At 63.0% G+C, this 13,415-nt stretch carries 15 protein-coding genes; 6 read left to right on the top strand and 9 right to left on the bottom strand.

The window, feature by feature from the left end; translation table 11 throughout:
• Position 1: 1 nt before the first annotated feature.
• The 8 genes from BKY27_RS05495 to BKY27_RS05460 all read right to left on the bottom strand — a co-directional run bounded on the left by BKY27_RS05495 (position 2) and on the right by BKY27_RS05460 (position 7,833).
• Entirely contained in the window at positions 2-1,372 is a 1,371-nt protein-coding gene (locus BKY27_RS05495; protein ID WP_071673437.1) for a sigma-54-dependent transcriptional regulator, read from the bottom strand.
• An 87-nt stretch (positions 1,373-1,459) separates the two neighbouring features.
• Positions 1,460-1,726: an amphi-Trp domain-containing protein gene (locus BKY27_RS05490; protein WP_071673436.1), complete on the bottom strand. Its 267-nt coding sequence runs from the start codon at positions 1,724-1,726 to the stop codon at positions 1,460-1,462.
• Positions 1,723-3,081 (bottom strand): metallophosphoesterase, encoded by a 1,359-nt coding sequence (locus BKY27_RS05485; protein WP_233491778.1) that lies wholly within the window; start codon positions 3,079-3,081, stop codon positions 1,723-1,725. Before BKY27_RS05485 ends, BKY27_RS05490 begins: the two co-directional genes overlap by 4 nt.
• A gap of 12 nt (positions 3,082-3,093) precedes the next feature.
• On the bottom strand, positions 3,094-3,792 hold the full coding sequence (locus BKY27_RS05480) for a histidine phosphatase family protein (RefSeq protein ID WP_071673434.1): 699 nt from the start codon (positions 3,790-3,792) through the stop codon (positions 3,094-3,096).
• Positions 3,789-4,883, bottom strand: coding sequence for an HprK-related kinase B (locus BKY27_RS05475; RefSeq protein ID WP_146636179.1), 1,095 nt, complete (start codon positions 4,881-4,883; stop codon positions 3,789-3,791). The genes BKY27_RS05480 and BKY27_RS05475 overlap by 4 nt, the downstream gene beginning before the upstream one ends.
• Entirely contained in the window at positions 4,880-5,761 is an 882-nt protein-coding gene (locus tag BKY27_RS05470; protein WP_071673433.1) for a GAK system ATP-grasp enzyme, read from the bottom strand. The genes BKY27_RS05475 and BKY27_RS05470 overlap by 4 nt, the downstream gene beginning before the upstream one ends.
• On the bottom strand, positions 5,754-7,385 hold the full coding sequence (locus BKY27_RS05465) for a phosphotransferase (protein WP_071673432.1): 1,632 nt from the start codon (positions 7,383-7,385) through the stop codon (positions 5,754-5,756). Before BKY27_RS05465 ends, BKY27_RS05470 begins: the two co-directional genes overlap by 8 nt.
• On the bottom strand, positions 7,378-7,833 hold the full coding sequence (locus BKY27_RS05460; protein ID WP_071673431.1) for an NUDIX domain-containing protein: 456 nt from the start codon (positions 7,831-7,833) through the stop codon (positions 7,378-7,380). Before BKY27_RS05460 ends, BKY27_RS05465 begins: the two co-directional genes overlap by 8 nt.
• Positions 7,834-7,895: 62 nt before the next feature.
• On the opposite strand from BKY27_RS05460, the gene BKY27_RS05455 reads away from it, so the two are divergent.
• Both BKY27_RS05455 and BKY27_RS19730 read left to right on the top strand, forming a co-directional pair.
• Positions 7,896-9,083, top strand: coding sequence for a GAK system CofD-like protein (locus BKY27_RS05455; RefSeq protein ID WP_071673430.1), 1,188 nt, complete (start codon positions 7,896-7,898; stop codon positions 9,081-9,083).
• A 29-nt stretch (positions 9,084-9,112) separates the two neighbouring features.
• Positions 9,113-10,039, top strand: coding sequence for an NUDIX domain-containing protein (locus BKY27_RS19730; protein WP_158514963.1), 927 nt, complete (start codon positions 9,113-9,115; stop codon positions 10,037-10,039).
• Between the two features lie 6 nt (positions 10,040-10,045).
• Here BKY27_RS19730 and BKY27_RS05445 read toward each other — a convergent pair whose 3' ends face one another.
• On the bottom strand, positions 10,046-10,243 hold the full coding sequence (locus tag BKY27_RS05445) for a hypothetical protein (protein WP_071673429.1): 198 nt from the start codon (positions 10,241-10,243) through the stop codon (positions 10,046-10,048).
• 191 nt (positions 10,244-10,434) lie between these two features.
• On the opposite strand from BKY27_RS05445, the gene BKY27_RS05440 reads away from it, so the two are divergent.
• The 4 genes from BKY27_RS05440 to BKY27_RS05425 are packed head-to-tail and all read left to right on the top strand — an operon-like array spanning position 10,435 to position 13,364.
• Positions 10,435-10,623: a hypothetical protein gene (locus BKY27_RS05440; protein WP_071673428.1), complete on the top strand. Its 189-nt coding sequence runs from the start codon at positions 10,435-10,437 to the stop codon at positions 10,621-10,623.
• 4 nt (positions 10,624-10,627) lie between these two features.
• Complete coding sequence (locus BKY27_RS05435; RefSeq protein ID WP_071673427.1) at positions 10,628-12,151, top strand: CHAD domain-containing protein; 1,524 nt, start codon at positions 10,628-10,630, stop codon at positions 12,149-12,151.
• Positions 12,152-12,153: 2 nt separating this feature from the next.
• The gene (locus tag BKY27_RS05430) at positions 12,154-12,903 is read left to right on the top strand and encodes a ParA family protein (protein ID WP_071673426.1); all 750 of its coding nucleotides are present in this window, start codon (positions 12,154-12,156) and stop codon (positions 12,901-12,903) included.
• Positions 12,900-13,364: a CYTH domain-containing protein gene (locus BKY27_RS05425; RefSeq protein WP_071673425.1), complete on the top strand. Its 465-nt coding sequence runs from the start codon at positions 12,900-12,902 to the stop codon at positions 13,362-13,364. The genes BKY27_RS05430 and BKY27_RS05425 overlap by 4 nt, the downstream gene beginning before the upstream one ends.
• The last annotated feature ends 51 nt before the right edge of the window (positions 13,365-13,415 follow it).

Genomic DNA, 13,415 nt, shown 5'->3' with positions numbered 1-13,415 from the left:
CTCAGACGCCCCAGGCCGCGCATTTGCGGTCGATGGTCTTGCGCGATACGCCAAGGCGGCGCGCCGCCTCGGTCCGGTTTCCGCCCAAGGCATCCAGAGCCCGCAGGATTTCCCGTCGTTCCACCTGCTCCAAAGGCTCAATCGGGGCAGTTGTGGCAATCGGACCGCCCAAGGTTTCCAACGGGAAGCGGCCAAAAATCAGCGAACGTTCAATGAAATTTCGCAGCTCGCGGATATTGCCCGGCCAATCGTGGCGCAGCATCGCGGCGCGCGTGGTTTGATCAATCTCAAGCCGCTGCAAGCCGAGCCGTTGAGAAAGGTCACCCAGAAACAGCTCGGCGAGTTCCAACACATCCGTGCCGCGATGCGCCAAGGGCGGCATCTGGATATTCAGCACGTCGAAACGAAAGAACAGGTCGGCCCGGAAACGCCCCGCGGCCACCTCTTGGTCCAGAGACTTCGAGGTTGCCAGCACGAAGCGGACATCGAGTTGCAGGTTGCGCTCTGTCCCGACCGGGCGCACCAGCCCGTCTTCCAACACCCGCAGCAATGCCGATTGGGCGGCGGCGGCCAGCTCTGCCACCTCGTCGATAAAAACGGTGCCACCCTGTGCAGAGGCCAACAGCCCCTCTCGCGCCGAAGCAACGCCGGGATAGGCCCCGGCTGCGTGGCCGAACAGCTCCACCTCGATCATATCGCTTGGGATCGTGGCGCAATTGACTGGCACGAAGGGCTGACGTGCCCGGTGCGAGGCCGCATGCAGATGCCGCGCCGCCACTTCCTTGCCGGTGCCGGACGCACCGGTGATCAGCAGCGGGGTGGTGACATCCTTTACCCTGTCCAGAGTCTCGCGGATCTGGGTGACCTCGGGCGAGCTGCCCAGCAACCGGCTGCGCTGCCGCCGCCCCAGGTCCGATTGGTCGAGTTCGCGGCGCAGCAGCCGGTTTTCCCGCCGCAACATGGCGGTTTGCTGGCAGCGTCGCACGGCGTTGAGCAATTGGTTTGTGCGAAACGGTTTGAGGATGAAATCCGACGCCCCGGCACGCATCGCCCGGATCGCGGTTTCCAGATCGGCATAGGCGGTGACCATGATCACATCGGTGCCCCCCCCGGTCACGGTTTGATCCGCCAGCCAATCCAACCCTTTTTGTCCCGGCATCATGTTGTCGAGCAACATGATGTCGAAGTGCTGCCCGGCGAGCTTTTCGGCCGCCTCTTCGGTGTTTGACGCCTCGTCCACCTCGCGGCAATAGGGCGCCAGTGTCTTGACAAGGAAATTCCGCATCCCCGGTTCGTCATCCACCACCAGTACCCTGACTTGGGCCAGCGGCTCTGTCAGGTGACTGTCGTGGGGGGTACCCGCTACCTCCACCGGACCCTCCCTTGTCCATCCCGTTCACCCGGCATCATGCCGGATTGCGCGCCGACGTCTAGGGGGGAGTGGTGCGCGCACGTTTTTCTACTTGATCTGCGGTGCACTCGTGCTTGTGGTGTCGTTGTCTTCGGTCCACGAAATCCGCAGATCGACCCGGCATGCGCCGTCCGAGCGGTCGGCCTTGATGCGCAGGGTCATCAGGCCGTCCACCGGCAGAACCAAGGTCTTGTCGTCCTCGCCGAAAGTGATTTCTCCTGCGCCGATGCCCTTGGTCAGCGCGGTCAGCAACGCCTTGATGGTCTTGCGGTCTTGCAAGGATTCGTGGCGGAATTTTCCGTCGGGCTGGCTCATGCGACCACCCCGTCCCAAGACAGGCGCTCCGGGTGGAAATGCTTGGCGGCGGGGAAGTCCGCGCTGAGGCCGACGATATCGCCCGAAGGATGGATCAGCGTGGCCCCGGCGCCGATTCCCGGCAGCCCCTCCAGATGGCGCGAGGCGCGGTCGAGGGTCACGTCGCCCTCCAGATGCAAGAGCCCGCGTTTGGCCAGAAGTCGTTGACCGCGATGATTGTTCACATGTCCCTGAACCACCATCTTGATCCCCTGTGCATGAAGCCTTTGCACCCCCGTCTCCGACAGGTGCTTGTCCGTCTCACGATACTTGGTGCGGACAAGATTGGCCACCGGACCAAAGTAGAAGGCGAAGGGATCTTGCCGCGCCTCGGCGCGGAAGCGGGCATTGACGGCATCGGGACCACCCTCGGCCAAAAGCGCGCACATCGCGTCGTCGAGCCCGGCATGAACGAACAAAAGCGATCCGCTTTTCTGGATCATGTCCATACGCTCGTAGAACCACGCATAGGGCCCGTCCGGGGCAAGGAACAAAGACCTGCACATCAGCGCCGACGCATAGACCATGCGCATGGTCATACCCGCCTTGGTGATCTGGGCATCGAACTGGTCTTGCTTGGTTCGCAGGCGGGCCAGTTCCTTGTCGATGGCCTTGCGCGACAAATGGGCGGCGGCCAAATCTGGAAACTGCGTGTCCCAGTCGGGGCCGGGGAAGATGCGGGCCCGGCAGATCGCCTCATCAGGCAGGTTCGCCATCAGATCGGCGGTCGGGAACCTGTCCCAGACCTCGCGCAGCAGGGGAACGGTCTTGCGCCCCATACGCACGAACAGGTGTTCGGTCAGCGGGCTGCGCGGCCCGGTCAGGGCCTGCACTGCCAGCATGAAACGCAAATCGTGATTTCCAGCCAGCAGGTGCACGTTTGCACCGCTTGAAAACAGCGCGTCCAGGGCATCCAGCATGTCGAGGTTGCTTGGCCCCTTGTCGAGGCAATCTCCGCCCAGCACGATGCGCGCGCTCTGGCCAAAGCCGGTCAGGACGAAGTCGCGCGGACCATGGCCATTGCGCTGAATTGTTCCGGCCGCCGCCAGCGATCTCAGGAAGCCCTCGGCATCGGCGTGGGGATCTGAAATGAAGACAACCGGGTGCTCCGGCCAATGCCAGCGGCCATGGGCGGCTGCGATCTTGAGGCTGTGTTGCACGTCGCGCAGGCAGGCCTGCGTTCCGCCACCGGAATGCGGCTCGGAAACTGGCCATGCGGCGCATTGCCGGGGCAGCCCGTCGAAATCGCAATAGGCATCGAAAACGGGCGGCAGCAGCGTGGCAGGCCCTTGCCACATCGCGTCTTGGTCAGCCAAGTCAGACGATCCTCAGTCCAGTGCGGTTTCCGGACGGGGGCGCTGCTTCCAGGCCCCGCCGCAATGGAGCCATGTATCATTGCCTTTGTAACACAATAGTAACGGTCGTGCGTGATACATGCTGAATTGTGAAATCTCGTCGAGGCTCAGGACGCCAAGGTCGTGTGCCGCGTGGCGGAAGGCTGCGCCATGGCCAAAGACAAGGGTCAGCGTCGCGGTAGGGGCTGCGGTTTCCTGCGCCACCGCCCGGCGCAACCAGCCCGCCACCCGCGCGCCCGCCATGCGCATCGACTCGGCCCCGTGCAAGGGCAGTCGATAGTCGCGGTCGGCCTTCCATCCCGGCGGCGGCGCGTCAAAGCGGGGGTCAGCGCACAGAACATCCTCGATTTCCTGCAAGGTCAGGTTGGCGGCACTGCCAAGCCCCCGTTCCGAGAGATCGTCGGTTTGTTCGATCTGTAGGAGATGCCCAAGGGGCGCCAGAACGTCGGCCACGCCCCGCGCGGTCTGCCATGCGCGCAATTGCAGCGAGGAATGCGCCACCGGATCAAGCCGCCAGCCGGTCTCGTCCAGAAGCTGGGCGATGTCCTCTCCGCAGGCCCGGGCCTGGGCATGGCCCGTGTCCGTCAGGGGGAAGGGTTGCAGCGCGCTTGGCGTATCGGGGCGCTGATTATAGGCGCCGTGGCGAATGAGGGCGATGAAGCGCGGGGTCATGCGCTGACGCCCAACACGCGGCGGCCCTCCGCGAAGAGGGCGTCGAAATCGACCTGCCCGGTCACTTCGCGCACCCGGACATGGCGCAGCGCAGACAAATACGCGGCAGGATCGAGCGGCGTGCGATCCGTTTGGAACCGGTCATGGGCATCCGCGTAGAAGGGGCCCGCGCTTTTCATGATTGCGCCAAGCAGATCAGGGCGGTCAGACAGGGTCACATCATGCACGGTCGTGGGCCGCGCCGTATCCTGCCGCCAGTTCAAAACCCAGAAATCGGTCAGCGGGGCGGCCAGTTGCAACCGGTTCTGACCATAGACATCAGGCAGGATCAGGTCGTGCTTTTCCTCCAGATGCCACAGGTCCGCGGGCGCCATCTCGGCCAGCGCCGCCAGCCGGTCGGGCGGCAGCATCGCGTGCAGGCGCGGGTTGTGCAGGATGGTGCCGGGGTTGATCCGGGGGTGCTTGGGGATGCCAAGGGCGCTTGGGACCGGCGCGCCACCGCGCACCATCAACCGGTCATTGGTGACGAAGGCCGTGCCGGGCAGGTCCATCATCCGCAAGACCGAGGTGGATTTTCCCCCGCCCGACAGGCCGGCAATTGCCAAGGTTCGCGTGCCGTTGGTGACGGCCGCCGCGTGGCAGATTTGCCAGCCCCCCCGCAGGCAGGCATTCAGCACCTGGGTGTTGACGAAATTGATCACCTGGTTCGCATTTTCCCTGACAGGTCCGAACGCCACCAAGGCCGTGCGGGATTGCAGAAAGGTAACGCCCGTGCGCCGTTTGAAGACCAGCCGTCCGTCGGCCAGATCGTGGATGGCATCCTTGCGCCCGGTCTTGCCGGGCTCGCGCGCCCAATCCACCCAGTCCGGCGCGGGGTCGAGCGCTTGCCCCTCCAGTATGTCGATGTCAATTGCCTCCGGCCCATCCGCCGCCAGCACATCGGCGAAATAGGTGGACAGGTCGCCACGCAAGGGTCCGGCGCAGCGCAGGCGCAGCCGGATTGGCCCGACCGACAGGACCAGGGGGTCGGTATCGGCAAGGCACGAGCGGTCGAGACGCGCCAGCACATCGGCAACGCTTGTCAGGGTCATGGCGTGGCCCCGGCGATCACGTGTTCGGCAACCAGTGCCGCCGCATCCAGGCCGCACCCCTCTTGCGCGCCGCGATAGCCGCCAAAGGCCGACACTTCGAAGACGATGGGGCCTTGTTCGGTCAGCGCCACGTCGACGGTGGTGAAGGTCAGGCCAAAGGGGGCCTGTGCCCGGCGGGCCAAGTCGATCAGGTCGGCGTCGGGCTGATAGGCGGCGTATTTGCCGCCGCTATGAATGGTCGTGTTCCATGTGTCCGAGGCTGAAACACGCGCATAGGTGCAAAGATAGCTCCCGTTCAGGAACACCATGCCCAGATCCTGCCCGGATAGGTCGCGCTTTTCCTGGATGTACATGACCGGGTTGTCCGCGGCGAAGCCAGCGATCTGCGCCGCGGCTTCGGGGCCTGTGTCGATCAGGCACATGCCGCGCGCCTTGGTCGAGTAGAGCGGCTTGAACACCGCGCTGCCATAGATTGCGACCGCTGCCTCGGCTTCGGCCAGATCCTCGGTAACAAGGGTCCGGGGCATCGGGATATCCGCGAGCCGGAGCGACACGGTGCAGGCCAGCCGGTCGATGAGCCGCAGGATCGCCTCGGGCCGCGAGTAGACACGCACCCCGCGTGCCTCGGCCACGCGCAGCAATTCAAGCCGGTCGAGCACATGGGGGCTGTAGACCTCGGAGATTTTCTTGACGATCAGCGCATCGAAGCTGCACAGATCCTCACCCGCATGCATCAGCGCGCCGGTGTCCAGGTCCAGCGCTACGGCCCCCATGTCGATCACGCGGCGAAAGCCGGTGCGCGCCTCGACCGCGTCGGCGAGCGCCTCGGTCGACCATTTTCCCGGGATGCCGATCACCCCGATTTTCAGTTCAGTCACGAAACAGCTCCTTGATCGGCAGTTTCAGCCGGTTTTCCTTGCCCGGCGGACAGGTCAGGGCGGCCTCCAGCAGGAAGCGGGCGCGCACCATCATGCGCCGGGCATGGGATTTGTCGAAGACAAAACGGGTCGAGCTGGCGAAACTGCGCGCCAGCCCGAGCGCCAGCCGGTATTCAAAGCTCTTGTCCCCCTGTGCGCGGGCGAATTTCAGGGCCATCGCGTGCACACCCGAAGCCACCTGCACGACCCGCCGCCGCGTCTCGGCGTCATGCACTTGCAGCCGGTAGTTCGAGACCATGAAGACCGACACGTCCTGCACGTAGTCCATGAAGCGTGATCGGTGCAGGTCGATGAAGTGGATCTTGCTTTCGCTTGCATCGAAGATCACGTTGTCGAGGTTGAAATCCCCATGGATATGCACCGAGAACGGCGCGATCAGCGCCTTTTCCCGTGCGGCGGCGCGCTGCACGAGGGTTTCGAACCCGCATAGCTCCAGCCCATTGATACGAGAGTGGACGGCATCGAAGTCCGGGTGCACGCGGTAGACATCGGGCAGCCGTTTCAAGAGCTGTTTCATCGAGGCCATGTCAGCGGGTTCGTCGGTGCGGGTGCGTTTCCAGACATCCCTGAGGGTCTTGGCCAGCGCCGTCTCGGCCTGCGCAAGCATCGCATCGCTTTCCCCCAGCAAGACCTGCTCGAACGTCTGGCCATGCAGATACTCGATCAGCAACGCGGCCGAATCCCCGTTCCTCTGGTAGGACAAGATCTTGGGGGCAAGACCGGGATAGATGGAATCCCACCGTTTTACGCCCGCCCGTTCCTCGCGCACTTTCCCGGCCTCGCCGTCCTTGAACACCGCGTCGAATCCGTCACTGGGCCCGTCCTTGCTGCGAAGGCCCGAGATCGTGCTGCCCGAGCGGGTTTCGGCCAGCGGCTCCAGTTCCAGATCGTCGGCCGCGCCCGTTGCCAACACGTTCCGCAATGAAAAATAGCGATCGAAATGCACCGACTGGCCGATGCTGGCGGACAGGATTGCCTCGCTGATGCCTTGCAGCGCATCGCCCATGCGATGCACCTCGTTTGCCGCAAGCAGCGACTTGGCCAGATCCTCGGTGTGTTTCGATTTGCGCATGTCCTGGGTGTAGGTGCGAAAGAGCTGATCGTAGAGCGTATCGAGATCGGCCTTGGCGTGTCCGATCTTCACCGCCGTGTCGCTGTCGCGGGCCTCCATCGCGGGCAGGATCGCCTTGATCCGTTTGCGCACGCGCTTGATGACCTTGGGGTAGGCTTCGGGCCGCAACAGGGCCTTGCGATCGACATCCTCGGCATGTTCAAGACTGCGCCGCGCCATGCGGGCAATCAGATCGAGATTGCGCGCCACGAGCGCCGCGTTGTGCAACTGCACTTGCGTCTCGCGGGTGGGCTTTTTCGAGGACAGCCCTCGCAGGGCCGCGCTCTGGACCCGTGACCACAGGTTGTAGGAATACCCCGCACGCTGGATCACCTTTTGTGCGGTGGTCGGGTCGGGCGCTTCGAAATAGGCTTCGAGGTTGGACAATTGCCCGTCGAGTTCAGCGCAGAGAAAATGCAGGTTCTCACCAACAGCGCGCGGAAGTTTAGCCATTGCACAGCCCCAGATAGACCGCGTCCCCGGTCAGGGCCGGGCCGAACGCCGGGGACAGGCGGGGGATGGCGTCCTGCAACGGCACCCATGCCGTTGCGATCTGCGAGGGGTCGGGATGGGGGCCAAGCCGTGGGGTGTAGCCCGCCGGAACCGTGCAGGCGAAAAGCACATCCAGCTGGTGCCGCAGGCCGCCGGGCTTGTCACGAAAGGTTTCGGCAACGTGAATCAGGCGGTCGACGTCCACGGTCACGCCGATCTCTTCCCGGCATTCGCGGATCACGCAATCGGTCAGGGTCTCGCCCGGCTCTTGTTTGCCACCTGGCAGCGACAGGTAATCACCGCGCCCCGGTTTCGATTTTACCTGCACCAATACCTCCTGTTTCCGCAGGATCAGCGCCCGCGCACAGGGGCGGATGTCCGCAAGAAAGCCATTCGACGTTGTATCCATGGGTGTTAAAGGAGGTTTCAGACAGTTTTGTATCGCTGCGGGATATTCAGGAGAGACGCAGAATGTCAGACCTTCAGATTACCCGCAACGCGGAATTTCCCGACACCTTGCGGGTCGCGCGGGCGCGCAGCTTGCCCAATCTGGGGCCGCGCCTGTTGTTTTTCTCGGGTGGCAGTGCGCTGAACGAAATCGCACGGGTGCTGAAACTCTATACCCACAACTCGATCCACCTGATCACGCCGTTTGACAGCGGCGGCAGTTCGCAAGTGCTGCGCGAGGCTTTCGAGATGCCCGCCGTGGGCGACCTGCGCAGCCGCCTCATGGCGCTGGCCGATGAATCGGTTCTGGGCCAGCCCGATATCTTTCGTCTGTTTTCCTACCGCTTTCCCAAGAACGCGACGCGGGCAGATCTGGCCGAGGAATTTGCCACCCTGATGGACGGCCGCCACCGGTTGATGAAGGCCATCTCGCAGCCGATGCGCAGCCTGATCCTGTCGCAACTCAAGGTTTTTGCCGCCAAGTGTCCGGCGGAGTTCAACTTTGCCGGGGCCAGTGTCGGCAACCTGATCCTCGCGGGCGGCTACCTCGCCAATGACCGCGCATTGGAGCCGGTCTTGTTTTTGATGTCCAAGATGGTGGCGGTTCAAGGAACGGTGCGGGCGATCGTGGATCGCAACCTCGATATAGGGGCCGTTTTGCACGATGGCACCGAGGTTTCGACGCAACGCCTTTTGACCGGCAAGGACGCGTCGCCGATCGCCTCTACGATCCGTGACTTCTTCCTGCTCGACCGGGGCGTGCGCCTGTCGGGCGAGGACGTGCCCCTGCCCAAGCGCAACCGCAAGCTGATCGGGCAGGCCGATCTGATCTGCTATCCGCCGGGCAGCCTGTTTTCCAGCGTGATTGCGAACCTGTTGCCGAAACATGTTGGCCGGTCGGTGGCGCAACGCACGGTTCCGAAAATCTACCTGCCCAGCCTTGGCGCCGATCCGGAATGCCATGGCATGACCCTCACCGATCAGGTGGACGCGCTCTTGTCTGCCCTGCGGACCGATGCGGGCGCGGAGACCCCGGTTTCGGATCTGATGACCGCCGTTCTGTGTGACAATGACGCATTCAACGGGCAGGACGCCGTGCGGCTGACGACCCGGTTTGGCCTGCCGCTGGTGCCATTGCCGCTGCGAAAGGCGAACGATCCCCTGCGATACGATCCTGAAAAGGTTTGTGAAGCCCTGCTGTCAATGGCATGATCGCCCCCCGGTCCGAGGGAGGAATATTCATGTCCGTTCGAGATCTGCTATTGCTCTGTCACGGCGACGCGAAAGCCGACGATGGCGCAGGCGACATGGCGCGCGCGTTGAAATCGCGCTCCAAGCGACAGGCGCAGAAACTCGGGGCGTGGCTGCAAGAGCAGGGGCATGCGCCAGACATCGCCGTTGCCTCGCCTGCGGAACGCGCCCTTGTTAGTGTAGAGAAGGCCCTGAAGGCCGGGGGTGGGACCGCGCGGAGCATCGTGACCGACCAGAGGCTTTATCGGGCTTCCGTGGTCGATCAGGTCTCGGCCCTGTCCGACCGGGCCGCGCCGGCAATGTTGTGTTCAGGCCATCCCGACACGCTGACCGACCTGTTGCGCCACCTTGCACCCGATGCACCGGCCATGCGCCCCGGCTCGCTGGCCCATGTGCGTTTGCGCGGCGGCGCGCTTGGAAAGGGAACGGGCAGGGTGAAGCGGCTGGTTGCGGCGAACGATCTGCCCGACAGCTTCCCATTTCCCGGCCCCGGTTGGCCGGAACGCCGCCCTCGTCCGGCCTATTACTACACCCAATCCGCCGCCTTGCCCTATCGCCGACACAAGGGCGCGGTGCAGGTGCTGCTGGTCACCACCAGCAGCGGACGGAAATGGGGCATCCCCAAGGGCATCTGCGAACCCGGCCTTTCCCCGCAGGACTCCGCCGCCAAGGAGGCCTTGGAAGAGGCCGGGGTCATGGGGCGGATCGGTGCGGTCCGCCTTGGGCAGTATGATCATGCCAAATGGGGGGCAATCTGCACGGTGGCGGTCTATCCGATGGACGTGACCAAGGTGTTGTCCGACAGCCAATGGGACGAAAGCCACCGCCAGCGCGAATGGGTCTCACCCCACAAGGCCGCCGCACGCGTGGCACATCCGGATCTGGCCCGGATTGTCGCAGGGTTCAGAGGGGGCTGAGGCCGGTCAGGGCGTAGCGGTAAGCCGCTTCAGCCAAGTCAGGATCGCATCTTTCGGCGCGCCGTGAAATTCGGCTGTTTGCAGCGCATCATCGGTCACATCGGCGGGCTTAACCGGACGGGGATGGCGCGTTCCCTTCCGCACCCAGACATGAATGACTGCATCAATGGTCTCGGTTTCAGCGACAAACAGGCAACGGTCCATAGGAAACCTCTCAACGGCAATGTGACAGCGGATGCAGCTCTTAGACCCAGGCAAAATTTTGTGCCAGAGTGATAAGTGAGGCAAGGAAAAAAGCCGCATATCTTTAGGTCAGGCCAGCAGCGAAGGGTTTTTTGGGTTGAATTCCGGCGCACCGCGTGAAAAAATGACGTCATTAAGTCATGAGGCCATGAATGCCGAAATCCAAGAAAAGCACGGACAAACCCGCTGGCGACAAGAGTGACAAGAAGAAAAACACCTCGCTCCGGCTGAGCAGCAAGACCCTCAAGGCCCTCAAGCTTCGTGCAATCGAAGACGAGACGAGCGTCCAGAAGATCATCGAGACCCTCGTTGAGAATTTTCTCGACCAACCCGGAAAGTAACTGAATGACCCGACACGACGATGCGTGTTTCCTGCTGCCCGTCGAGGCGGTCGACCAGCTGTCGGCCAGTCCGGTGGGCAGGCTGACACCCGTCCTGACGCAGGCGGAGGAAACCGCTGGCTTTACCCTTTATGACACCTTCAACCAGAGCCTGCGCAAAGAGCGTCGTGTGCTGATCGAAATCGACGACCGGCTAGAGCTGTGGCAAGCGGATGGCACCACCCTGTCGCAACCGGGCGGGACGGGCTGCTCCTTCGTCGCCGATCTGGCCGACGGCCCGGTCAAACATGCCCTGTCGAGCCTTCCTGAACTGCGCAGCCTGATGGCGATCGGCACCGGCCAGTTGCGCCTGTCAGAGCTTGCCCTGGTGGATGACGAGGAAAAGACACAGGCCCGTGCGAGCCTGCGCCTGTTGTCCGCCGATGGGGCATCCAGCGTCGCGGTGGTCGCGGTGCAGGGGCTGCGCGGCTATGACAAGGCGTTGGCGAAACTGACCGGCCGGGTGGCGGCCTGCACGGGCGTGCCGCTGAGTGATGATGATCTCTACGGGCGGCTCTTTCCCAACCTAGCACCCTATGCCGCAAAGCCCGATATCGGCGTTGGCCACGACGAAGCGGCCTTTGATGCCGCAAGCGATATCATCGCCGCCTATCTGCCGGTGGCCCGACAGAACGAGGCGGGTGTTATCGAGGATATCGACACCGAGTTTCTGCATGACTACCGCATTGCCCTGCGCAAGATCCGCTCTGTGCTGAGCCTGTTCAAAGGTGTCTATGCAAAGGCGCAGACACAGGATCTGAAAGCCCGGTTCTCGGGCCTGATGGCCCCAACGGGCCGGTTGCGCGACCTTGATGTCTACCTGCTGGAGCGTAACGCGTTTTATGGCCTGCTGCCCGACAGCCTGCATGGCGGGCTGGACCGGATGTTCGCCATGTTCGCCGAGGAACGACAGGAAGCACTCAAGACCCTGTCGCGCCACCTGCGCAGCAATGCCTATGACAAGGATATGGACAGGCTCGGCAAATTGTTCGACAGCCGGAAAAAGTTGCAGCGCGGTCCCAATGCCGACCTGCCGGCCTACGACTTCGCCTGTAAACTGATCTGGAAACGCTATCGCAAGATCTGCAAGATCGCGGCCGGGATCGACGCTGACACCGCTGATGAAGAGGTCCACCAACTTCGCATCCACTGCAAGAAGCTGCGCTACCTGATGGAATTTTTCGGCCCCGTGTTTCCGAAATCCGCCTTCAAGAGCCTGATCAAGCCGCTCAAGCGCCTGCAAGACAATCTCGGGCTGTTCAACGACTACTCGGTGCAACAGGAAAGCCTTCAGGCGTTCCTGGCCGGGCTGGATCGCGCAGACCATGACGGGAACCTCGAACTCGCGCAGAGCGTCGGCGCCTTGATCGCCGTCCTGCACCAGCGACAGCTGGAGGAACGCGGGAAGGTGGTCGAAAGCTTTGCCCGCTTCAACAGCGCCGAGACCCAGCAAACCTTCCGCGACCTCTTTCACGGAGGCAAGGAGTGACCATGAAGATCATAGCCTGCTATTCGAACAAGGGCGGCGTCGGCAAGACGGCCACGGCGGTAAACCTCGCCTATGCGCTGGCGGCCTCGGGCAAGCGGACGCTGCTGTGCGATCTGGACCCGCAGGGCGCGTCGAGCTTCTACTTTCGGGTAAAGCCGTCCAGCAAGCTGACGGAGGCAAAGTTTTTCAAGGACGTCGAGCGGTTCACCAAGGCTATTCGGGGCAGTGATTACGACAATCTCGATATCCTGCCCGCGAACATGTCCTTCCGCGACTTCGATGTCTTTCTTGCCCGGATGCGCAACAGCCGGTCACGCCTGAAAAAGGCGCTGAAGGGGGTTAAGGGTGATTATGACGTGGTCTTGCTGGATTGTCCGCCGAACATCTCGACCCTGTCCGAGAACGTCTTTCGCTCTGCCGACGGGATCGTGGTGCCGGTGATCCCCTCGACCCTGTCACAGCGCACCTTCGAACAATTGGAAGTGTTCTTCCGCAGTCATGACCTGCCGTTGAAAAAGCTGCATGGGTTCTTTTCCATGGTGCAGGGTGTGAAATCGCTGCATGGCGAGACGATCGACGCGATGAAACAGGCCCACAAGAAGCGGCTGATGAAGACGCAGATCGCCTTCGCTTCGGAAATCGAGCGGATGGGGGTGCACCGCGCCCCGGTCATGGCGACGGCCCCCAAGAGCGCGGCGGCGCAAGCCTATCAGGCGTTGCATGATGAGGTCATGGACAGGATCGCGAAATGAGCGACCCGACCGAGATCGAGCGGAAATTCCGCGTTGTGAGCTGCCCGGCGCTTGACGGGCTGCGCGCCGAGGCGGTGCGGCAAGGCTATCTCACTGGCCCCGACGACAGCGTTGAAGTGCGCTTGCGCCAGAAAGGCGACGGGTATTTCCTGACCGTGAAGTCCGGCGGCACGATCGAGCGGTCCGAGCATGAGACCGCGATCACGGCCGACCAGTTTCAGACGCTGTGGCCCGCGACGTCAGGCAGCCGGATCGAGAAGACCCGCTATGTCGGTGCCCTTGCGGACGGCAGGGTGTTCGAGCTGGACATTTTCGACGGTGTGCTGGCGCCCCTGATGTTGGTCGAGGTGGAGTTCCCGTCGCTCGACGCAGCCGATGCCTTCGCTCCGCCAGACTGGTTCGGGGCCGATGTCACCGCCGATAAACGCTTCAAGAACAAGGCTTTGGCGACACAGCGCTAAGGGTTTGGCCGGTCCGAGGGCTGCCAAAGGATTGGGATCGCGCCGCCATCT

The sequence above is a fragment of the Nioella nitratireducens genome, from assembly GCF_001879715.1.
Taxonomy (GTDB): Bacteria; Pseudomonadota; Alphaproteobacteria; order Rhodobacterales; family Rhodobacteraceae; genus Nioella; species Nioella nitratireducens.
This window is presented reverse-complemented; position numbering and strand designations above follow the sequence as displayed.

Coding starts and splice junctions, on each gene's coding strand:
- BKY27_RS05490 (WP_071673436.1), bottom strand. CDS start 1,726: ATGAGCCAGCCCGACGGAAAATTCCGCCACGAATCCTTGCAAGACCGC.
- BKY27_RS05480 (WP_071673434.1), bottom strand. CDS start 3,792: ATGACCCCGCGCTTCATCGCCCTCATTCGCCACGGCGCCTATAATCAG.
- BKY27_RS05475 (WP_146636179.1), bottom strand. CDS start 4,883: ATGACCCTGACAAGCGTTGCCGATGTGCTGGCGCGTCTCGACCGCTCG.
- BKY27_RS05465 (WP_071673432.1), bottom strand. CDS start 7,385: ATGGCTAAACTTCCGCGCGCTGTTGGTGAGAACCTGCATTTTCTCTGC.
- BKY27_RS05460 (WP_071673431.1), bottom strand. CDS start 7,833: ATGGATACAACGTCGAATGGCTTTCTTGCGGACATCCGCCCCTGTGCG.
- BKY27_RS05455 (WP_071673430.1), top strand. CDS start 7,896: ATGTCAGACCTTCAGATTACCCGCAACGCGGAATTTCCCGACACCTTG.
- BKY27_RS19730 (WP_158514963.1), top strand. CDS start 9,113: ATGTCCGTTCGAGATCTGCTATTGCTCTGTCACGGCGACGCGAAAGCC.
- BKY27_RS05445 (WP_071673429.1), bottom strand. CDS start 10,243: ATGGACCGTTGCCTGTTTGTCGCTGAAACCGAGACCATTGATGCAGTC.
- BKY27_RS05440 (WP_071673428.1), top strand. CDS start 10,435: ATGCCGAAATCCAAGAAAAGCACGGACAAACCCGCTGGCGACAAGAGT.
- BKY27_RS05435 (WP_071673427.1), top strand. CDS start 10,628: ATGACCCGACACGACGATGCGTGTTTCCTGCTGCCCGTCGAGGCGGTC.
- BKY27_RS05430 (WP_071673426.1), top strand. CDS start 12,154: ATGAAGATCATAGCCTGCTATTCGAACAAGGGCGGCGTCGGCAAGACG.
- BKY27_RS05425 (WP_071673425.1), top strand. CDS start 12,900: ATGAGCGACCCGACCGAGATCGAGCGGAAATTCCGCGTTGTGAGCTGC.